Raw genomic sequence first — 22768 nt, 5'->3', positions numbered from 1 at the left:
GCACCATGGACCGGCTACAGGCATTAGAGGTTTTTATCGCGGTCGCCGATGCACAGAGTTTTGCCGCTGGCGCACGCAGCCTTGGGCTCAGCGCGCCATCGGCAACCCGAGGGGTCAATGCGCTGGAGGAACGACTGGGGGCGCGGCTGTTCACGCGCACCACCCGCCGCGTGCGTCTGACCGAAGTCGGCAAGGCCTATCTTGATGACGCAAGGCACGTTCTGGCCCAGCTTCAAGCCGCAGATGATGCAGCAAAGGGGGCGGCAACCAACCCGGTTGGTCAGTTGCGGATCACCTGCCCAAATGAATTTGGGCGCATCTACGTTGCGCCCATTCTGACCGATTTTCTGGATCTGTATCCGGGGATGAGCGCCGAAGTTGTAATGCTTGATCGCGTCGTGAACATGGTCGAGGAAGGCTTTGACCTGGCGGTCCGCATCGGCGCGCTGCCATCCTCGGGGTTGTCTGCGGTTCGCGTCGGTCAGGTCCGGCGCGTCATCTGTGCCTCACCGGACTATTTGTCGAGATGCGGGGCACCCCGGGAACCCGCAGATTTGCAGACTCATCAGATTGTGTCCGCGGCCCCGGTCAGCCCGAATGTGGAATGGCGGTTTGGCCGCGATTTGCAGGATGTCGTCCGGATCAGGCCACGCCTGTCGGTCAGCAGCATCGCCGCGTCCATTTCAGTCGCACGCAACGGATGGGGGTTATGCCAGGTTCTATCCTATCAGGTTGCGCCCGACATTTCGGACGGAACATTGATCCCCGTTCTCGAAGAGTTCGAACCCGCACCGCTGCCGATCCATCTGGTTCATACCGAAGGGCGACGCGCACCCGCCAAAATTCGCAGCTTCATTGACTTTGCACGGACCAGGCTCAGGGAAACTCCGGGCCTGCGTTGAACACTGAGCGATCACACCATTCCAGCACACCCCACCGGGTAATATTGTTCCATAATGTGCTTGAATATCAAAAGTTAATGACAAGCAATCAAGGATTGCCTAAATGTTCTTATTACCCTTTAAGTACCGTATTCAGGTGGTTTCGTGGAACAATTGGCGTTTTCTTTCGAGATGGGCGTGGTCTGCGCCCTTCTGGCCTTTACCGTTTTTCTGTTTGTGTCCGAGATCGTCCGAATTGACCTTTCGGCCATACTGGTTCTGGTTCTGATCGGTCTGTTAAGCTACGCGCCGGGCCTCGAAAACCTTGCAAATGTACCACACTTGTTCGACGGGTTTGCATCGAATGCCGTCATCTCGATCATTGCTGTCATGATTGTCGGGGCCGGGCTCGACAAGACAGGCATCATGAACAAGGTGGCCTCGGTTATTCTCAAATATGGCGGCAAGTCTGAAAAGCGGGTTGTCCCGATCGTGTCCGGTACGGTTGGGGTCATTTCATCGTTCATGCAAAATGTGGGTGCCGCCGCCTTGTTCCTGCCGGTTGTCAGCCGAATCTCGTCGCGGTCCGGCATTCCTCTGTCCCGTCTGCTGATGCCTATGGGATTCTGCGCGATTTTGGGCGGAACGATGACCATGGTCGGCTCATCCCCGCTTATCCTGTTGAACGACCTGATCCAGACAGCGAATGAGGGCCTGCCTGAAAGCCAGAAAATGGAGCCGTTCGGCCTGTTTTCGGTAACACCGATCGGGGCCGTTCTGATCCTTACGGGGATCGGGTATTTCCTTTTGCTGGGCCGTTGGGTTCTGCCCGGGGATACCGGCTCGGACAACACCGGCAGCAGCCAGGGGACGCAGGAATATCTGCAACGGGTCTATGGGCTCAAGGCGGATGTGTTCGAAGTGATCGTGCCAGCGGAAAGCCCTTTGGTGGGGCAGATTCTGGCCGATATCAATCATGAAAACCATCTGTATATCATCTCGACATTCTATCGCGGCAAGACATCCATGGTTCAGGTTCTGACCGCCGAAATCGCCGCGCCTTGTCGTCTGGCCATCATCGGCAGGCGCTGGGTTGTTGAAGAGTTCGCTAAGAAATTCGGCTTGAAAGTTCTGCCGGAACTGGATGTTTTCGTCGAAGAATTTGCCCCCACCAACGCGGGCATCGCCGAGGTTGTTTTGACACCGGACAGCAAACTGATCGGAAAATGCCCGCGCGAATTGCTGTTTCGAAAAACCTACGGCATGTCCCTGCTGGCCATTCACCGCGGCGAAGAGACGCTCAGCCATGTTGAAACTGACACGCACGAATCCACGCAGATCGGGCTGGAAAAGTTTCACGCTGGGGACATGCTGGTGGCCCATACCCGTTGGGACAACCTGCTGCGGATTACCCGCGATCCCGACTTCGTGGTCGTGACATCTGATTTTCCACGCGACGAGCTGCGACCGCAGAAAGTGGGATGGGCGCTGGCGTTCTTTGTCATCTCGCTGTCGCTGATCCTGTTTACCGATGTGCGCCTGTCTCTGTGCCTGCTGACCGGCGCCGCGGGCATGATGCTGACCCGCGTACTAAGCGTTGACGAAGCCTATCGTGCGGTCGGTTGGAATACGGTGTTTCTATTGGCCTGTCTTATTCCGCTGGGGCAAGCGGTACAAAATACCGGAACGGCTGCATGGATTGCGCAACAGATCATGATCATTCTGGATGGCTGGCCAACCTGGTCGCTTCAGGCCGGTGTCGCAATTCTCGCCACCGCATTCTCGCTGGTGATGTCGAATGTCGGGGCGACGGTATTGCTGGTTCCCTTGGCCGTTTCCATCGCAGTTGCTGCGGGGGCCAGCCCGGCGCTTTTTGCGCTGACCGTGGCGATATCGACGTCAAACAGCTTTATCATTCCAACTCATCAGGTGAACGCGCTGATCATGGGACCCGCAGGATACAAAGTGATGGACTTTGTTCGTTCCGGAGGGGTAATGACGCTCCTGTTTCTTGTGGTCTCGCTGGTGATGCTGAACCTGTTGTATTGATGCGTCGGCGCACGCCAAAGGTGAAACTCGCCTTTCGCGCGAACTTGCGGGATCAGACGTCGCCCTATGGTGCGATCTCCCCCGGTCGCTTCGGCATGATCCCGCCTGATCGGGGTTGCAAACTCCGCCGACGGGTAGTTTCAGCAGCGAAAGGCCCGTTGTTCAGGAAATGGCGGATGGATATAAACGCACGGCAATGTCGGGTCGCCTTGTGGTATAAGTACCAATAGCCATGGCTTTTAACGCGTTCGACCTACGAACTACCGGGGGCATCAGCTCGTGAAATCGAAGAACCAATCCTCTGCGCAACCGTTGAATGAGTTGCGCAAAGCACGAAATCAGGGGCTGAATTTTCTGAGCCTCGCTTTTCTGTTCAGCATTTTCGTGAACCTTCTGATGCTGACCGGGCCACTATTCATGCTTCAGGTCTATGACCGGGTTCTGGGATCCCGATCGGTCGAAACGCTGGCGGCGCTGTTTCTGTTGGTGGCGCTGCTCTATGCGCTTATGGCGATGCTGGACTATGCCCGGGGGCGAATAGTGGCCAGATTCGGCGCGCGGTTTCAGTCTTCGCTGGACGAACGCGTGTTCGAAGCCACGATGCGGCGCGCCCTGTTCCCGCAGATCAGATCGGCGCCCGCCACCGCGCTGCGCGATCTGGAAGCGATCCGCTCACTCTGCGCTTCGCCTGTTTTGCTGGCCGTGATGGATATCCCATGGACGCCAATCTTTTTGGCGGCGATTTTCCTGTTCCATCCGCTGCTTGGTTGGTTGGCCGTCGCGGGCGGGTCATTGCTTGTGATCATCGCGCTTCTGAACCAGGCCCTGACCCATCGCAAGGTTGCCGAGGCGCAGGTGGCATCGGCCCGGGCAAATTCTTTTTCAGAACACGCCCGTCAGGCGGCTGAAGTTGTCCGCTCGCAAGGGATGCAGGAAGACGTCTCCAAACGCTGGCTCAAACAGCGGACCGAGGCGTTGTCACAGACCATTTCCGCAAATGACTGGACCGGCAGCTTTACGTCTCTGACCAAGTCGTTGCGCCTGTTTCTACAATCCGCCATGCTTGCATTGGGTGCGCTGCTGGTGTTGCGCAACGAAATGACTGCGGGCGCAATGATCGCCGGAACCATCCTTTTGGGTCGGGCACTGGCTCCGATTGAAATGGCCGTTGGTCAATGGTCGATGATCGAGCGCGCGCGGACCGCATGGACGAGCCTGAACAAGTTTCTCGACAACACTCCACCAGAACAGAAACGCACCAGACTGCCGGTTCCAAAGGCGCATCTTGAGGCCAAATCACTGACTGTCGTCCCGCCCGGCATTTCCACGCCCACCCTGCGGAACGCTTCGTTGAAACTTGAACCTGGCAAGGCGCTGGGTGTGATAGGCAAAAGCGGGTCGGGCAAGACTACTTTGGCCAAGGCTCTACTGGGCCTGTGGAGCCCCGCAGCAGGCGAGATACGTTTGGGCGGCGCCACGCTGGACCAATATGACCCTGACGCCCTGGGTCAGCATATCGGATATCTGCCGCAACAGGTGACATTGTTTAACGGAACGGTTGCCGAGAATATCGCCCGAATGTCGGACCATCCCGATCCAGATGCCGTTGTCGCCGCCGCGAAAACGGCAAACGCGCACGAGCTGATCCTTGGGCTGGAAAAGGGCTATGACACATTTCTGGAAGGTAATGACAGTCAGCTATCGGGCGGCCAGAAACAGAGAATTGCCCTTGCGCGTGCGCTGTATGGCAATCCTGTGCTGCTAATTTTGGATGAACCGAACTCGGCCCTTGATGCGGATGGAACCATGGCTTTGAACAACGCCGTCCGCGAGTTCAAGGCCGCCGGCAAATCGGTCATCATCATGACGCACCGGCCACAGGCGATTTCCGAATGCGATGATCTGGTCGTTGTCGAAAAGGGTCAGATCGTCAAATCCGGTAGCCGGGACGAAGTCTTGAACACCATGGTTCAAAACGCAAATGTCATCAAACGACACCTGAACAAAGTGGGTGAATAATGGCAAAGTCAGTGAACAAACCTGCCTGGAGCATTACGATTCCGGCCACCGTTGGTCTGGCCGCACTGGCGGTATTGGTCTTGGGCCTAGGGGTGTGGAGCGTTCGGACCGAACTTGCGGGCGCGATTATTTCCCAAGGCGTAATCGAAGTTGAAAGCAACCGACAAGTGGTTGAACATCCCGACGGAGGCGTCGTCGGCGAGATTTTTGTGCGCGATGGTGATGTCGTTGCGCAAGGCGACATGCTTTTGCGTCTGGACGACACATTTCTGGCTTCGGAAAAGATCATCGTTGAATCGCAGTTGTTCGAACTGCTGGCTCGTATGACCCGGCTCGAGGCGGAACGCGATGGCGCCGATGCAGCAGAGTTGGTGGACCGGCTAAAAGACCTGCAGTCCAGAGAGAAGATCTCGCCCGATCTGTTGGCGGGTCAGGAACGTCTGTTCGGCGCGCGCTTGGAAACGCTGGCACAACAAACCGATCAGCTTGGAAAACAAACCACCCAGATCCAAAACGAAATCGACGGGACCGAGGCGCAACTGGTCTCGCTACGAACGCAAGTTGAACTGATCCAAAGCGAGTTGAAGGATCAGGAAGGTTTGTTGGAGCGCGGTCTGACACAAGCCAGTCGGGTATCGGCGCTTCAACGCGAGGAAGCCAGCCTGCTGGGTGAAATCGGGCGGCTGGAATCAGCAATCGCGCGTCTCGAGGGTGAGATATCGAGCACCGAGATCCGGATCGTCGAATTGAACGCTGCGCGCCGCGAAGAGGCGATCACTCAGCTGCGCGATGTTCAGGCGCGGGTCGTGGAATTGGCCGAACGGCGTCTGTCTCTGAATGAGCGCCTTTCGCGCCTGGATATCCGCGCGCCCGTCGCCGGGACCGTCTATGACAGTCAGGTATTTGCGCTTCAATCCGTTATCCAGCCGGGGGAGCCCATGCTTTATGTCGTGCCACAGGACACGCCCCTGCTGGTGGCCGCGCGCGTCGATGCCCTACATGCCGATCAGCTGCATCGAGGACAAGAGGTCGCGCTGCGCTTTCCTGCATTCAACCAGCGCGAAACGCCTGAGTTGAACGGGCAGGTCATGACCGTGTCGGCGGATACGTTTACCGATGAAAAGACTGGCTTTACCTTCTACCGAGCCGAGGTGGTCCCGGATGAAGGGCAGATTGAATTGCTCAACGGGCAGGAATTGCTACCCGGAATGCCGGTTGAGGCGATGATAAAAACGGATGAGCGTACACCCCTGTCTTATCTGGTCAAACCGCTAGCGGACTATTTCTATCGCGCGTTCCGGGAGTAGATTCCCGGCACGCGCAAGCCGTCACACTGGTTCGATATTGCCCAGCAGAATTGACGTCATGTCAGTCGTAAATTCGCCATCGGTAACAGTAACCCTTGTCCCGGTTTCGTAGACGACATTGGTTCGGGTAATGCCCGACAGATCGGCATCGTCATCCAGAAACACCCATTCGGCGTCATGCCGAGTTGTCATCCCCAGCGCATTCTGAAGAACGACCAGCGCATCCAGCGCGCCGACTGTCCCGTCGCGGTTGATATCGGCTGCAATCAGGTTTTCCGCCGACGGTGGGCCAAAAGTCGGATCAAGGCCGATTGCAATCCTCAAAACCTGCAGCGCATCCAGTGCGGATATCTCGCCGCTGGCGGTTGAGTAAGACTTTACAATCTCAAGATCGCCGGAAAATGTGCCGTCCGGGATATCCAATTCAAATTCACCCTGCGCATTGGCCTGTGCCGTAAGGGCTTCGCCCCCGTCCGGTGTAAATCGAACCTCGGCCCCGGCCAACGCCGGATTGGTCGAACGCGAATCCAGCGACACCGCACCCAATACCCCGGTTGCTGCGTTGCTGTCTGGCCCGTTGCTTATCACGATCGGGACGCGATCTGGTCCATCAAAACCTAGCCCGAAGATATCCCCGCTGGTCAAAGACGCGCCATTGGCCGAGGTGATGTCAATACTCTCGCCCCGGTACTGAATCCGGGCCCCTGTCGCGGTGGATGTAAAATCGAGTTGGGCCGGAGAACGCAGCAGCCAGAAATCGGACAGATCAAGCTTGTCGGTCCCTGCCTGAAAGTCAGTGATCGTGGTTTGGCCGCTGCCGTGACGCAGAAAAAAGATGTCAGCACCGGCCCCTCCGGTCATTGTTGTGGCGCTGGTTCCGGTTATCAGGATATCGTCACCGGCCCCGCCATTCAGCGTAGAGGCCAGAACACCACCTCGCAGCATATCATCGCCTGATGTACCATTGACCGTTCCAAAGCCCTGCCGCACCTCACCCAGATCTGCCAGCGAGACGCTGAGCTGTGTCAGCCCGGCATCCTGTTGTGACGCTGCAAATATCTGTAACTCATCTCCGATCTGAACAGCGCTAAGGGTTTCCACATTCTGCAACCCGCTTGCCAGCGTGTCGGCAAAGCTGTCGAGGTGTATCAACTGACCATCCGGCGTCATGGTGAACAGGGTGATGCCATCATCCCCCCCTCCGGCGACGATAAAAACACGCCCGCTGACCTCGACCATCGCAAGATCCTGCACCGATTCGAACCGGGTGTGCAGCGAATCCAGAACATGATCTGTGGGGGTCAGCCGCCCGTCACTGCCCAACCTCATGACGCTCAGAGAGTTGCTGCCCGCGCTGGCAACGACGACCCAGGATTTACCAAAAGCCTCGACCACTTCAACCGCGGTCGGTGCATTGATGCCCAGAGTCTCGAATGCGGTATTTTCGGCAACTTCCGCCAGAACACCGTTGCCTGCGTTAACACTGAAGGTGGTTATGGTGCTGTTGGCAGTGTCTGCGGCCACAACGAACTGACCTGCACCGGACTGCAGCACCTGAAGCACATCCGCCCGCCCAGCGACTGTTCCGGCAACGCTCAGAGACCCATCGCCGTTGACACGATAGGTTCCGATACGGCCGCTGTCGGTATGCGCCAGTGTTATCAAGTCGCCCGAGATTTGCACGGCAGCCGAAATGTCTCCACCACCCGTTAGCCTATCGGTTTCCTGCAATTCGCCCACGCTGCCGTCAGAGTTCAGATCATAGCTGACAAGCCCGGTGGCAGTATCAACATCCAGAATCAGATGGTCCTGCCCAGCCAAAGTCACGGGCGTGCCGCTGCGGGAAATCTGGTTGGTGATCGTTACCCCGTAATACTGCTGGTCCACGACCTGCGGCCCGGCCCCATCGACCAACCGCCAGGAAACGATACCGCCGCCCAAACCAGTCATGCTGTAGAGATACGTTTCGCCGTTAAACGTTTTTAAAGCCGTATCGCCGATACCTGAATCGAGCGCTGCGGTCCCCGTTGCCACCACTCTTTCGAACTGAAGCATCATCGTCATCCATCCCCGTGCCACCTCTGGCACCAAGAAAAGGATGCCCTGAGCCTCGGACCAGAAACAGAACAGGAATGTGGTGAAACAAAGGATTTCAGCTCCACTTTAACTCGAATTTTCTGGACCGTCCGCATGAGACACCCGGCAAAGATATGGATGAACAAAACGTTACGTTGTCCGGTTGCTTGCGAACGCCAACTGCGAGGGGCGAGATGACCAAAGAACCCGTTTCGAACAAAGACGCGACCGTGGACGGCCTGCCCGATGCCGAGCGCACAAAACATATCCGCGGATGGCTGGATGATAAATTGCAGCGATGGGCCGGGCGGGGTCTAATCGGGGGGCTGGGCTCAATGCTGATGGCTTTACCTGCATTGGCTCAGGCCACGTCGGCCCAGCTTGATATCTTTCAGTTTGTTGACGCAATCCCCGGTGTGCGGTCCGCAAAGCTCTTGGCGAATGGCGATGTCCAGTTGAAAATGATGGATGGCCGCACGTTGGTTGTCGATGCGGAAGACGTTCAGATCCTTGATAATGGCGCGATCATGGTGGCCGGCGAGGCGGTCAGCCAAATCGCGCAATTTGGTGCCGCTGCCGAGGCCGGCGCAGCTGCAACAGCCAGCGGTATCAGCAGCACCGGTCTGGTGTTGGGCGGCCTGGGCGTGGCTGGTGCCGCAGCAGCTGCGGGCGGTGGCGGAGGCGGCGGAGATAATGGCGACGACAGATCCAAGTCGACACAACCGGGTGGCGGAGATCGCGAACCAGCAACTACCCCGCCTGCGCCCAGCCTTCCCATCTTGAATCTGGCTGAATTGCAGGCCAACGCGCTCAACAACATCAGCACCGACGTTTCAGCCCCCGACGGTACCTCAGCGATAGAGGTCACAATCGGGTCATTGACCAAATCCGTGGCACCCGATCTGGACGGAAGCTGGCGCATTTCTCTGACCGCAGCCGAAGCAGCGGCGCTGCCACAAGGTGCTGCAGATATCACAGTCAGGGCTCTGGACGCCGACGGCATCGAACTTTCGACCGGAACCGCGCGCTTTGATGTGGATACCATCCCTCCAATTGTGACCATATCCGCAATTTCAGGCGGCGATGTGCTTAGCACTGCGGAACAAGGCACAGATTTAGTTATCTCGGGCACTACGGACGCGGAAAACGGACAAACCGTAACGGTTACTGTAAACGGACAAACCCATACCAGCGCGGCATCGGGCGGGAACTGGACCGCGACCATACCCTCTGCCGATCTGGTTTCGCTTCCGAACGGGGCCACAATCACCGTAACCGCTGATGTTTCAGATCGAGCGGGGAACCCGTCGGTTCAAGCCAGCGACAGTTTCGACACCGATTTCACAGCCCCAACCCTGACACTCGACCCAGTGGCCGGAGGGTCGATTGATCTTGTTGATGTGCAGGGGGATCTGACGCTGACGGGCACAACAACCGCCGAAGATGGTCAGGCCGTCACAGTGACATTCCAAGGGCGCGATTATACCGGAACCGCTTCGGGTGGAAACTGGAGCGTGACAATCCCGAATGCCGATCTGGCCGATTTGACCACGGGCTCGCCCGTCGCAGTCAGCGCCACGACCAGTGATCAGGCCGGTAACCCGGCAACGTCTGCCACGGCATCGGTGCCCGTCGATCTGACCGGTCCATCAATTTCCATCACGCCGTTGACTGTTGGCGCTGTCCTGAACGCGGCGGAGGTCGCGTCGGATCTCACGGTAAGCGGGCTCACCGGGAATGTACCGGACGGGCAGCAGGTCACCGTCACAGTGAACGGGCAGACTTATTCCGGAACGGTGTCCTCGGGGGCGTGGACCGTGACGATCCCAAGCGCCGATCTGGGCGCGCTGGCGGATGGGGGTAGTTTCACCCTGACTGCGGATGTTGCCGACAGCGACGGTCTCAACGCGCCTCAGGCCGATATTGTGCTGTCCAAAGACGTTACCGCCCCCGGTTTGAGCATCGACGGGTTCTCGCACGGAACGGTGCTGAACGCTGCCGAGCGCGGCACAGATCTGACAATTACAGGTACAACCAACGCCGAAGACAATCAGACCGTCACAGTGAACCTGAACGGGGAAACATATCTGGGATCGGTGTCAGGGGGAGCTTGGTCGATCACTGTTCCGGCGGCACGACTTAGCAATCTGCCGGACGGTGCGACCATCAATATAACGGCAAATGTCTCGGATGCGGCGGGCAACCCTGCCGCGCAGGCTTCGGGCAGCTTTGATACAGATTTTACCGCGCCAACTCTGACGATTTCACCCTTGCCGGACGGGTCGGTCATGAACCTGTCGGAACGCGCTACGGATCTGATCGTCAACGGAACCTCGGATGCACCCGACGGCACCGTCATCACCGTCGAACTCGCGAGGCCCGACAATACGGTTGACGTTAGCGGAACGGCCACGGTCAACGGTGGAGCATGGACCTTTACCGCGCCAGCAGCCAGCTTGGGCGACCTGCAGGATGATGAGACCTACAGCGTGAACGCTGCCGTCACTGATGCCGCAGGCAACCGCAGCACCGCCAGCACCAGCATCGAAACCGATTTCACCGCCCCGACCATCACGCTGAGCCCACTCTCAGTCGGCGCCCAACTGGATGTGGAAGAGCGCGGAGCGGACCTGACAGTGTCAGGCACGACATCTGCGGAGGATGGCCAGAGCGTTACGGTGAACTTAGGCGGGCGAGACTATGCGGCACTGGTTTCGGGCGGCAGTTGGAGCGTAGCCGTCCCAACGGCAGACCTGACTGCCTTGCCGGATGCAAGCAACATCACGGTTACGGCGTCTGTCCAAGACGCCAACGGCAACGCCGCCAGCGATGCCACGGCAAGTTTCACCACAGATTTCCGACCTATCCTGCGCCTGAATCCCATCGGATCAAACGACGCGGTTCCACTGGCCGATGCCCAGAACAATGGCCTGACAGTTTCCGGCACCGCCGTCGGTCTGACAGCCGGCCAGGTGATCAACGTAACCCTCAACGGGAACTCAGCGGGCACGGCAACAGTTGCGGCAAATGGCACATGGAGCGCAAATATTTCGGGCACTGCATTCTCGGGGCTCACGGCGGGGGATGCAATGAATATCTCAGCGACTGCGACGGTTGTTGGCGGACCGGACCCGACACCGGTGACGGATCAGGTTATCGCGTACACACCCGCACCTTACATTATCAGTGAAGTCGGACAAAGCGGATCAACTGTCACATTCGCTATCTATGCAGATCCCGACCGTGACGTATCAAGCGGGCTGGCCTTTGACGCGGATCTGGGATTTGATTCATCGGTGATCACATTCAACGCGGGTTCGGATGTGAAACACGCGGATCTAACAATTTTCTCTGTCAATCACAGTGGAAACCCGGTCCGGTTTGGTGGCGCTGCGATCAGCATCAGCGATCTTTCGCAACCGCTCGTGACGTTTGAGATGACAGTTCAGGACGCTAGCAAACCGATTGAGTTGCAGCTGACATCCCCACAGGGCGGACCGACCCGGATCGTCTTTGGAACCGACGGGACCGATATGATGGCCGGCACGCAAACCGACGATGTTATCCGTGGCGGCGGCGGTGACGACACAATCGACCTGAGTGGTGCAGGGCGTGACATTCTGGTGCTTGAGGCCGACCCGAACGACAACGGGATCGATACGATAACCGGGTTCAATCTTGGTCCGGCAGCAAATGTGTCTGACGCGATCATATTCAGCGGCCTTGACCCCAATACGCTGCGCGGAAACGGAACCGTTGTCGAGACCCTTGGGACTGGGGACAGCCTCGGTGCAAACACCGGCTTCGTTGGATTCAGCACCCGATTGACGAACCTGAATGAAGATACGATCGCAACGGCGGCTGAGACTCTGACAGGTGCGCAATCAGGCGACGAGATTTACGCACTGGTGACCGACGGAATCGACAGCGCGCTTGTCAAAGTCAACTACACGGGGGCTAACACGGCGACGGTCGAGAAAATGGCGGAGTTTGATGGCCTGTCGGACCTGAGCACATTCCATGCCGATAATATTTTGCTGACTGACCCCACCGGGGCGTCGGCCTGACAGAAAACGGATGCGGCAAATGTCGCCCCATCCTTTTTGCAAGGGATTTCCATGGCACAGAACGGCCTTTTTCCAGTAAATCTTACGCGGCATCGCGACCTTTATTGGCGACGCTTCACCTCGTACGACTTTGCCAGAAACTTGCGGGATTGCCCGATCACCGCCGCTGAGGTTCTGCCTGCAGCAGCTTCGTTTCCTGTCGTTTTTCGGAAAACCGGAAACCAGATCGAGCCAGTGGCCATCCTGTCTCTGAGATCAGATCAGCAATCCCCGTTGATCTCTGAAGATGGCAGGTGGTTGGGGTTTTACATCCCGTCGCAACTGCGATGCTACCCGTTCAAAGCAGGCCCAGGTCAATCTGCGCACAAAACCTCTGTTCTACTGGTAGATGAATCATCCGGGTTGATCACACGGGATCCAAAGGCTGAGCGCTTTTTCACCAACTCTGGTCAGTTGACCCCCGACCTCTGCGCGGTTCGCTCGTTTCTGCAGAAATGCGAGAGCGCCGCGTTAGAAACACGGCGGTTATGCCAAAAGATCGCCCGTCAGGGTCTGTTTTCTCCGCTCGACACCTTTGACGGTGTTCCATTGCCTGGGAATGCGCTGACAGTAGATCATGATCGTTTGTCGCGGTTGTCGCAAAACCAGATTTCGACCTTGATGAACAGCGGCGCGCTACAGCTGATACATGCCCACCATGTATCGCTGTCACATTGTGGATGGTTATGCCGGGTTCAGCATCAGGCCCCCGCAACCAAGCAACTCAGCGAGGAATTGAAGAACTTTATCAGCGCGATGGGCCAAGACGCGAGCCAGCCCCCATTGGGGTCGGAGATTACTCATGCTGCGGGTTAGAAACATCATTCAATCAGTGGTTTCCATGCTGATATTTACCTTCGTTACCGCCTGTTCACGCGGACCTGATCTGGCAAGGGTCGAAATGTCCTTTGCTGCGGGAACGACAGGGTCGGGAGCCGCTCAAACTTCGACCCCTCTGATGCAAAGCGAGTTTGGAAAACGGATTCGGACCGCCGTTCAGACCAGCCCCGCTTTGACGCAGAGCGATACAGAGCTTGATATCGCTCGGGCCAACCGGGACGCGGCAAAAGGAGAGTTTTTGCCGCAGATTTCGCTGGGCCTCAATGCGCGATCCGAACGGATTGCGTCTGACCTGGCCGACTTGTCCCCTTATTTGCGGGTTTCTCAGCTTGTCTATGACGGTGGCGCGGCGGCCGGAAACCTGACGGCCGCCCGGGCGCGTATCCTGGAGAGCCGCGGTAGTCAGCTGCAGACCGCATCCGCCACGGCATTGGCGGCGATAGAAACCTATGTTCTGGTACTGAACCGCAGAGAGGTTTTTGAGATCACCCGCGATAACGTCACTTTTCACGAAGATATCGAACAGCAAGTGGCGGAACGTGTCGCCAAAGGCGCAGGCTCAACCGCCGACCTGATGATTGTCCGATCCCGTGCCGCCGATGCGCGCACCCGATTTGCGGATGCAAAAGCGCGCACGGATCGGGCCGAAGCGCGGTACCGCGAGATTTTTGGGGCCGCACCGGGTCGATTACCTTTACCCGTCGCCGCACCGGATTTGCAACGTAACGACACACAGATCATCATGGACAGCCCGCAGATACGGCAGGCCGAAGCCGCGGTTCTGGCCGCCGTGGCCGAACAAGCCGCCGCACGCGCGCGGCGCAATCCCGAAATTCGTGTGGCCGCTTTCGCCAATCAGGACAGGTCTCGGGATGCCAACTTTGGCTTGGATCTTGCTGTGAATTACCAGATCGACAGCACCGGCCAACGTCGTGCGGCGATTGCTGCCTCAGATGCGCAGGTCGCTCAGTCACAGGCTGCGCGTGAACAACTGATCCGGGATATCGAACGCGAACTCAGTTTCATCCGATCCGATCAGCAAGCCGGGGCCGAAAGGCTGCGCGAAGCCCGGATCGCAGCTAGAGCCAATGCAGACAGCGTCACCGCCGCACGCGCGCAGTTCTCGATCGGGCGTAGAAGCATGATCGAGATTCTGGATGCGCAGCGGGATTATGTGAATGCGCAGGAACGGCTGATCCTCGCTGAACATAACTCTTTTCTGACGAACTATGCAGCGCTCAGCCTGACCGGCGATATTCTGGACCTGCTGGGCGTGGTTCTGAAACCCTGGGATGGTTCACGATGACCGACACACCCCACACGATGACCGCACTGGAATCCTGCATGATACACATCGGGAAAACCCTGGACAGACCTCTGACCCTGGCTGCCCTGCATGATGCGCAATCGGGTCCGTTCGGGGATTTGACGGTTCGGGATGCGATCGAGGCAGGTCGGCGCGCAGGATTGCAGGTTGGTTTCGGAGCGCAGAAGTTGTGCGCCTTGGATGATACGCTGATTCCTGCAATTCTGTTGCTTGAAGGCGACCGCGCCATTGTCTACCTCGGGCGAGCCCGGCATGGGGAAATGAAGATCTTCGACCCTGCAATGGGGGATGGTGTTGGTGAAATTTCCGAGCAAAAGCTTCGCGATTCCTATACGGGATATTCGCTTTTGTTCAGGCCTGAGCACCGTTTCGAGACATCGCGTACCGCAGCGGGTGGTAAAGGGCACTGGTTTTGGTCAGCGTTGCTGGCAAACCGCTGGTCCTACGGCCAGGTTGCCCTCGCGGCGGCATTGACGAATATCCTTGGCCTGTCCACCTCAGTCTTCATAATGATCGTTTATGACCGGGTGTTGCCAAATGAGGCAACATCGTCGCTAATCGCGCTGACCGGTGGTGTCTGCCTTGCTCTGGTGTTCGACTTTTTCCTGAAAATCCTGCGCGCCGGATTCATAGATCAAGCGGGACAAAAGGCCGACATGGCCGTGGGGCGACGCGTATTCGATCACTTGCTGAACATCAAATTGACGGCGCGGCAAGGGTCCACCGGTGCCACGGCCAGCACAGTCCGTGAATTTGAGACCCTCAGAGAGTTCTTCACCTCGGCGACTCTCGTCGCCCTGGTCGATCTGCCGTTCATTGCGGTGTTTATCTTGACCATCTATCTGGTTGGAGGCCCTTTAGCCCTGATCCCGGCCCTGGCTGTGCCGGTGGTTTTGTTTACCGGGTTAGCGATCCAACCTTTTTTGTCGCGTCTGGCAGAGCGGAGCTTTGCCGAAGGTCAATCCAAGCAGTCTGTTCTTATCGAGGCAGTTACAGGCCTTGAAACAATCAAGACCACCGCTGCAGCGCGTCTGATGCGCAACCGGTGGGAAGCGGCAATCGCGCAGCAGTCAGAGCATGGAGCGCGTAGCCGTGCGGTGACACAATTTGCGCTTAATCTCACCGGCTTCACGCAGCAGGCGGCGCAGGTTCTTATCGTCTTTTACGGGGTTTTTCTAGTCATGGAAGGTCAGACTAGCATGGGAGCTTTGGTAGCGTCCGTCATGTTGACCGGTCGGGCCCTGGCCCCATTGGGTCAGCTTGCGCAGACCCTGACTCGGGTCAATCAGGCGCGTAGCGCATATCGTAACCTGGACGCATTGATGCGCGCCGAAAGTGAACGGCCGACAGGCAAAAGCTGGATCAGCCGTTCTACATTCGATGGGGGCGTCACGTTCAACAATGTCCACTTTGCATATCCCGATCAGGCCGAGGACGCCTTGAAAGGGGTCACGTTCAACATCAACCCGGGCGAGAAGGTCGCAATACTCGGTCAGATCGGGTCAGGCAAAAGCACCCTCGCCCGCTTGATCCTGGGGCTTTACCAGCCTCGGGCCGGGTCGGTGATGATGGACGGGTTGGACATCCGGCAGATCGACCCAGGGGATTTAAGGCGCAGTATCGGTTCGGTTTTACAGGACATTTGGCTGTTCTCCGGGTCAGTCCGCGACAACATCATCAGCGGTTCAGTGCGCCCTAGCGACGAGGATTTGATCCGCGCCGGGCGAATCGCAGGAGTTGAGGACTTCGTTGCACAGCACCCGATGGGGTATGATCTGCAAGTGGCCGAGCGCGGTGAGGGACTGTCTGGCGGTCAAAAACAGGCGATCACTCTGGCGCGTTCGATGGTTGGTCGACCTCCGGTTCTGCTGTTGGACGAGCCGACCAGTGCAATGGATGTCAAGACCGAAGCCAAGGTCATTCAAAGGCTCAAGAAAGCCGCGCAAGATACCACACTGATCCTGATCACCCACCGCGCCAGCCTGCTGGATCTTGTTGATCGGGTGATCGTGATCGAAGACGGCAAGGTAGGTGCCGATGGACCCAAAAGCCTGCTTACACAGATCAATCGCAGCGACAGAGGGCACCTCAATGTCGCAGCATCCTGATCTTGAGACGCTTGCGCGCCAGATGCGAGGGCGCACTCCACTGCGGGGATCATTGCTGCTGTTTGCTATTTTTGCTTGTTTGGCAACCGCCGGGATTTGGGCCGGATACACAGAGTTGGACGATGTTGTTCGGGTCGACGGGCGCATCGTGCCTTCGGGCGATATCCAATTGATCGAAGCAACCGAGCCAGGTGTTCTTCAGGCACTGCATGTGCAGGAGGGTCAGTCAGTGGACACGGGGACCTTGTTGATGGAGTTGGATTCGACCCAGATTGTCAGCGAATTGAGCCAGGAACAACAACGCGCCTTTGGACTCAGGGCCCGGGCGCAACGGCTTGAAGCGGAGATCAACGGGGCAGACTTAAAATTTGACCCCAACTTGCAACGCGGTGCCCCGGAAGTCGTCCGGTCGGAAACTGCGCTATTTCTGGGTCGGCGAGCCGAACTTGCGGCTGAGATCACCATTCTCGACCGTCAGCGTGAACAGCGGCAACAGGAATATGAAGAGGGTCTAGTTGATCAGATAACTGCGACGGAAACTCTGGCCCTTCTTGCTGAGGAACGCGCACTCATGGAACCTCTGGTTGAACAACGTATGGAACCCGCGACGACCCTGTTGGCTTTGCGACGCAGCGAGGCCGAGTGGCTCGGCCGGAAAACACGTGCGCAAACGGTGGTTCATCGACTTCGAACCGGGCTGGACGAGGTCGATGACCGGATCAGCGCCACGCGCAGCCGGTTTCGAAGCGCCGCACTGACCGATCTGGCGGTGGTCACGGCAGAGTTGGCCGCTTTGCAGCCTTCCTTGCCTGCATTGCAGGAACGGGCAAAGCGAGCACAGATACGCGCCCCGGTTCGGGGTATCGTCAACCGGATACATCGTACGACAATTGGCGGGTTGGCTCGTGGCGGGGAAGAGTTAATCGAAATCGTTCCGCTGGACGACAGCTTGCTGGTTGAAGCCTATGTTCGACCAAAAGACATCGCCTTTCTTCACCCTGGTCAACCCGTGAAGGTCAAGATCACAGCCTACGACTTTGCAAGGTATGGCAGCCTGGATGGGGAAATTATTCGCATCGGAGCCGACACAATCACCCGGTCCGAGCGCAGTGAAGAGGAGGTTTTTGTGGTTGAAATCCGAACGTCCGACACCATGCTTGACGCCAGCGGGGTCGCTGTTGAAATTATCCCGGGCATGGTTGCAGAGGTCGATATCCTATCAGGGCGAAAATCTGTTCTGGATTATCTGATTGAGCCTGTTTTGAAGGTAAAGGATGAAGCATTGCGCGAGTGACGCGCTGGAAATCCGGTCAGACCCATTCAACTTCCCCAAGAAAGATATACCCTGCCCCATAGATCGTCTTGATAAGCCGCGGGTTTTTCGGGTCCTCGTCCAGCTTTGTCCGCAGACGCGAGATGCGCACATCCATCGCACGATCGAAACTGTCTCCGGCCCCTCCGCCCAGCATCTCTTGCATTCGGGCGCGGCTGATCAGCCGCTTCGGGCTTTCCAGAAACAGGCGCAATACTTCGCCTTCAGCATGGCTGAACTGGGTCTCGGCACCGGAAGCATCTACAAGAACATAGCGGTCGAAATGTGCTGTCCAGCCATTGAAACGTGCCTTCTCGGAATTTTGGACCGCTGGTCGAGCGGACCGAAGGCGCGCGCGGATGCGCGCAACAACCTCGGCAGGATCAAAGGGCTTGGTGATATAATCATCCGCCCCAAGCTCCAACCCCGTAACGCGGTCCTGCACCTGCGCCCGACCTGAGATGATAATAACAGCGGCCCCCTGTTCCAGTGCAAGCCGATGCACCAGCGCCAAACCATCTGTATCGGGCAAAGATAGATCAACAAGGCATACATCCGGGGTTACTCGGTTCAGTGAGGCCTCAAATTCACGGGCGCGCGAAAAACTCTGCGTCCGAAACCCCGCTTCTTCCAGAGCTTCCGTTAGAATGCGCCGGATTTCGGGTTCGTCGTCAAGGATAGTCACCAGAGGTTGGGTCATCAGGCGGCCTCGGTTCGGATCAGGGCGGAGAGTTGCGCCCGCGTAAACGGTTTGCGCAAAACCGGCGCAAGGGCAAGGGCCTGCCGGTGCAACGGATCGGAATACGGCAATGATGTCATCAATATACAGGCCAGGCCCGGTTTAAGTTTATTCAACAAATCGATCCCGGTGCCGCCACCCTCCAGACGGATATCGGAAAGAACAAGTGCGATTTCGTCAATATCCGCGACCAACGCCAGTGCTTCGTCGCTCGACGTCGCCTCGATCACCGAAAATCCCAGATCAACCAGCATATCCCGGAAATGACGCCGCAGGTCGTCACTGTCTTCGACCAGCAGGACAAGCCCCTCCTGAAGGGGGGGTGCAGGTCGGTAAGGCAATCGCAAAACAACCGATGCACCCGATAAGGTATTGCGCAGGTTCAGATCGCCCCCGGCAAGTTTCACCGTGTCATACACCATGGGCAATCCCAGGCCCGATCCATCGCTGCCCTTGGTCGTGAAGAACGGATTCAAAGCTTTGTCCAGTGCCTCGGGCGAAAAACCCGGGCCCGTATCCGAAACCGTGATTTCCACCCAGATTGACCCGATCTTATGGGCACTGATGGTGATTTGCCCCGAACTGCCGCAGGCATCACGGGCGTTCAGCACAAGGTTCAGCAAAGCGTCCTGCACCATCCCCGGGTCCAGCATAAGAGCTTCGTCAGGCAACGTGTTGACAACCGACAGGCCCATACCGCGCGGTAGCGATGGTGAGGCCAATATCCGCAGGTCTTCCATCAATCCACGCATATCGGTGGCTTTGGGTTGCGGCGTGCGGTTCCCGGTCATGTCGGCGATACGGTTCAGCAATTGCCCACCACGGCGCGCGGTGGACTGCGTCGCGGTGATTAGCTCGCGTGCTTCGTCCGGCAAATTCATTTTCTCCAGCCGTGACTGCATGCCCAAAATGATTGTCAGCAGATTGGAGAAATCATGGGCCAGCCCGCTGGTCATCTGTGCCGCCATTGCGCGGCGTCGGGTTTGCTGAAGGGCGACACGGGCCTGCGTCTCTTCGGTGATATCGACCGACATGACATAGACACCGCCCTGCCCGTCCGGAGTGAACGAGACCCTCAAACGTCGCGCATCCTGATCTTCGGTAAACTCGAACACCGAGGTGTTGCCATCATAAGCGCGCTGCAGATTGGGCCTGACCCGCTGATAAGCGCCCGCCCCTAATGCCTGAGATATATGTAGACCCAGAATTTCGGATGGACGGCCGGGCATCACCGAACTCAGACGGCGGTTCGAATAATCATATCGCCCCTCTGCATCCAGATGCGCAATATGGGCCGGCATCATTTCGGTCGTCAGACGCGTGCGCGCTTCGATCTCGGTCAGTTGGCGTTTGGCCTCTTCAAGCGCTTTGATCGTGGCAGCCAGCTTTCGGTTGGTGGCAGAAAGCTCCTCGGCGCGGCCCAGTAGTTGTTCCGACAGTTCCTCGGACCGCGCGCGCAACAGATCTTCGGCCTGTTTGGTCCGGGTAATATCCGTATAGACGGCGACCCACCCCCCGGTTGGCAGCGGCGCACCTTCGACCGAGATCACCTGCCCGTTGGGGCGAATGCGTTCTATATAATGCGGCTCGAACGTAAGGGCCTGCTCGACGCGCTGACGAACCAGATCATCAACCTGATCTACCTCACCATACTCTCCACGTTTGGCCAGGAAGTGGATCGTGTCGTGAAACCGCGCGCCTGGTTGGACCAGTTCATCCGGCAGGTCGAACATTTCCTGAAAGCGGGCATTGCATTGAACCAGCCTGAGCGCACTGTCGTAGATCGACAAAGCCTGCCCGATCAGATTCAGACCGGCGGTTGTCATCGCCTTGATGCGCTGCTCACTTATTTCCAAGTCGATCCCCCCTGCATACATCCCTAGCATCCCGACAAGCCCAGGTGTAAGAGGTTGCGCGGTTGGTGCAACCGAATAGTACTTGACGCGGAAAAGTGTGCACGATCCAGACCGGTGCAATTGTATCGCTGCCGCAATTATCGCGATGAAATCCCGGTCTGGTTGAACAAACCCATTGCAGCCACAGGACTTTTCACATCACATACCGGCATGACCCAGCCAACGATTACCTCGGATCAAACTTCTGAGGGCGTCTGCATTCGCATTGCGGGCGACCTGCGGACTCAATCGTTGGAGAGCGTCGAGAACGCGTTCAGAAGTCTCCGGACCGACGGCACCGATATGGTGGTCGATCTGACCGGAGTTCAATCGCTGGATACCGGCGGTGCATGGCTGGTTGCGGATCTGGAACGCCGGATTCGGGATAGCGGTGCGCAGGTGCGGCTTGAAGGGGTGCAAGAAGCACATGCGTCACTGATTGAGACGGTCGCACAGAACATCCCGGAAGCTGTTGGCGCGCAAGAGCCACCGCGCGGTGCGGTTGAATGGCTGGCCCGACTGGGAGAGCGCACCGTCGGCGCATGGAAAGATACGCTTTCTGTTCTTGAATTTCTGGGTCTTACACTGCATCGGCTGTTCCGGACGCTGATCATGCCATGGCGCCTGCGCCGGGCAGCGTTGGTGTCGCAGATGGAGCAGGCCGGGTTCAAAGCTCTGCCCATTGTCTCGCTCATGGGGTTTCTGATCGGCGTTGTTCTGGCCTTTCAAGGGGCCACCCAGTTGAAACAGTTCGGTGCCGAGATTTTCGTAGTGGAACTGATCTCGATCTCGGTGCTACGCGAGTTGGGGATTTTGCTGACAGCAATCATCGTAGCGGGTCGGTCGGGATCGGCCTTTACCGCCTCGATCGGGTCGATGAAGGTTCAGGAAGAGATAGATGCCATGCGCACGTTGGGGCTGGACCCGATCGAAGTGCTGGTGGTGCCGCGGGTTCTGGCGTTGTTGATCATGCTGCCCATTCTGGGGTTCATTGCAGATATCGCGGGCCTGTTCGGCGGCGCATTGATGAGCTGGATCGATCTGGGCATCAGCCCCGGCATGTTCCTGACGCGCCTGAAGGAAAGCACCGATGTCTGGCAATTGGCCATCGGTCTGATCAAAGCCCCATTTTTTGCACTGGTGATCGGCGTCATCTCGTGCTGGCAAGCCATGCAGGTCAAAGGATCATCGGAAAGCGTCGGTCAGAGAACCACGGCCTCGGTCGTGCAATCAATCTTTATGGTCATCGCAATCGACGCGCTGTTTTCCATCTTTTTCTCGGAATTGGGGGTCTGACATGGACGGAGCGACCCTGGAGCAAAACATCGCCGTGCAGCGTGAGGCTGTCATCCGTGTCCGCAACCTGACCAATCGGTTTGGTGAACAGGTTGTGCACGACAACCTGAACCTTGATGTCTGGCGCGGCGAGGTTTTGGGGGTCGTTGGCGGCTCGGGCACCGGGAAGTCGGTTCTTTTGCGCACAATTGTCGGCCTGAACCGCCCAGCCAATGGCAGCATCGAAGTTCTGGGTGTCGATGTTCTGAACGGTCCGGAAAGCGAACGGAAACGGATCGAAAAAAGTTGGGGGGTCGCGTTTCAGGACGGGGCGCTTTTTTCATCCCTGACCGTTTTGCAGAACGTGATGGCCCCATTGCGCGAACACACGGGTCTAAGCGAAAACCTCATGAAAGCGCTTGGGGGCCTCAAGATCAGTCTTGTTGGGCTACCACAATTGAGTTGCAGCAAGTTTCCGTCAGAACTTTCTGGTGGAATGCGCAAGCGGGCAGCACTGGCGCGCGCCCTATCGCTTGATCCGGAAATCGTGTTTTTGGATGAACCAACCGCAGGTTTGGACCCAATCGGAGCGGCCGCCTACGACGATCTGATCCGGGAACTACAGCAGGCGCTGGGATTGACTGTCTTCATGGTCACGCACGATCTGGACAGTCTGTACGCGATTTGTGATCGCATCGCCGTGCTTGCGGAAAAACGCGTGTTGGTTGAAGGTCCGATTGAAGAGATGACCAAGGTCGATCATCCTTGGGTGCAGGAATATTTCACCGGCCCCCGGGCCCGCGCGGCGCAACAAAAGGGGCAGGACAGGTAGAG

General features: G+C 57.7%; 14 protein-coding genes. 11 read left to right on the top strand and 3 right to left on the bottom strand.

Features of this window, described 5'->3' with window-relative positions; all coding sequences use genetic code 11:
- Window positions 1-5: 5 nt before the first annotated feature.
- From ACR0FG_RS02975 to ACR0FG_RS02960, 4 genes are all read left to right on the top strand, one after another.
- Window positions 6-902, top strand: coding sequence for a LysR family transcriptional regulator (locus ACR0FG_RS02975; RefSeq protein ID WP_480889918.1), 897 nt, complete (start codon window positions 6-8; stop codon window positions 900-902).
- Window positions 903-1073: 171 nt separating this feature from the next.
- Window positions 1074-2930, top strand: a complete 1857-nt coding sequence (locus tag ACR0FG_RS02970) for an SLC13 family permease (RefSeq protein WP_170710900.1) — start codon at window positions 1074-1076, stop codon at window positions 2928-2930.
- A gap of 279 nt (window positions 2931-3209) precedes the next feature.
- Window positions 3210-4949: a type I secretion system permease/ATPase gene (locus ACR0FG_RS02965; RefSeq protein WP_170710711.1), complete on the top strand. Its 1740-nt coding sequence runs from the start codon at window positions 3210-3212 to the stop codon at window positions 4947-4949.
- Window positions 4949-6256, top strand: a complete 1308-nt coding sequence (locus ACR0FG_RS02960) for an HlyD family type I secretion periplasmic adaptor subunit (protein ID WP_170710712.1) — start codon at window positions 4949-4951, stop codon at window positions 6254-6256. Before ACR0FG_RS02965 ends, ACR0FG_RS02960 begins: the two co-directional genes overlap by 1 nt.
- A 21-nt stretch (window positions 6257-6277) precedes the next feature.
- Here ACR0FG_RS02960 and ACR0FG_RS02955 read toward each other — a convergent pair whose 3' ends face one another.
- Entirely contained in the window at window positions 6278-8320 is a 2043-nt protein-coding gene (locus ACR0FG_RS02955; protein ID WP_480889914.1) for a dockerin type I domain-containing protein, read from the bottom strand.
- 206 nt (window positions 8321-8526) lie between these two features.
- Between ACR0FG_RS02955 and ACR0FG_RS02950 the strand changes: the two genes are divergently transcribed.
- From ACR0FG_RS02950 to ACR0FG_RS02930, 5 genes are read left to right on the top strand one after another with little or no spacing between them, the layout of a single operon-like run.
- Window positions 8527-12399, top strand: a complete 3873-nt coding sequence (locus ACR0FG_RS02950) for a beta strand repeat-containing protein (RefSeq protein WP_480889913.1) — start codon at window positions 8527-8529, stop codon at window positions 12397-12399.
- A 51-nt stretch (window positions 12400-12450) separates the two neighbouring features.
- The gene (locus ACR0FG_RS02945; protein ID WP_480889910.1) at window positions 12451-13254 is read left to right on the top strand and encodes a SapC family protein; all 804 of its coding nucleotides are present in this window, start codon (window positions 12451-12453) and stop codon (window positions 13252-13254) included.
- Window positions 13241-14584, top strand: a complete 1344-nt coding sequence (locus ACR0FG_RS02940; RefSeq protein WP_480889908.1) for a TolC family protein — start codon at window positions 13241-13243, stop codon at window positions 14582-14584. Before ACR0FG_RS02945 ends, ACR0FG_RS02940 begins: the two co-directional genes overlap by 14 nt.
- Complete coding sequence (locus tag ACR0FG_RS02935; protein ID WP_480889905.1) at window positions 14581-16713, top strand: type I secretion system permease/ATPase; 2133 nt, start codon at window positions 14581-14583, stop codon at window positions 16711-16713. Before ACR0FG_RS02940 ends, ACR0FG_RS02935 begins: the two co-directional genes overlap by 4 nt.
- Entirely contained in the window at window positions 16697-18007 is a 1311-nt protein-coding gene (locus tag ACR0FG_RS02930) for an HlyD family type I secretion periplasmic adaptor subunit (protein WP_480889903.1), read from the top strand. The genes ACR0FG_RS02935 and ACR0FG_RS02930 overlap by 17 nt, the downstream gene beginning before the upstream one ends.
- Before the next feature lie 16 nt (window positions 18008-18023).
- Here ACR0FG_RS02930 and ACR0FG_RS02925 read toward each other — a convergent pair whose 3' ends face one another.
- Window positions 18024-18725 (bottom strand): response regulator transcription factor, encoded by a 702-nt coding sequence (locus ACR0FG_RS02925; RefSeq protein WP_480889899.1) that lies wholly within the window; start codon window positions 18723-18725, stop codon window positions 18024-18026.
- On the bottom strand, window positions 18725-20620 hold the full coding sequence (locus ACR0FG_RS02920) for a PAS-domain containing protein (RefSeq protein WP_480889897.1): 1896 nt from the start codon (window positions 20618-20620) through the stop codon (window positions 18725-18727). The genes ACR0FG_RS02925 and ACR0FG_RS02920 overlap by 1 nt, the downstream gene beginning before the upstream one ends.
- Before the next feature lie 210 nt (window positions 20621-20830).
- Here ACR0FG_RS02920 and ACR0FG_RS02915 point away from each other — a divergent pair, with 210 nt between their 5' ends.
- Both ACR0FG_RS02915 and ACR0FG_RS02910 read left to right on the top strand, forming a co-directional pair.
- Window positions 20831-21955, top strand: coding sequence for an MlaE family lipid ABC transporter permease subunit (locus tag ACR0FG_RS02915; protein WP_480889895.1), 1125 nt, complete (start codon window positions 20831-20833; stop codon window positions 21953-21955).
- 1 nt (window position 21956) lies between these two features.
- The gene (locus tag ACR0FG_RS02910; RefSeq protein ID WP_480889894.1) at window positions 21957-22766 is read left to right on the top strand and encodes an ABC transporter ATP-binding protein; all 810 of its coding nucleotides are present in this window, start codon (window positions 21957-21959) and stop codon (window positions 22764-22766) included.
- Window positions 22767-22768 lie beyond the last annotated feature (2 nt).

The sequence above is a fragment of the Ruegeria sp. E1 genome, assembly GCF_056534225.1.
The sequence above is the reverse complement of the archived record's forward strand: the minus strand, read 5'-3'. Positions and strand labels throughout refer to the sequence as shown.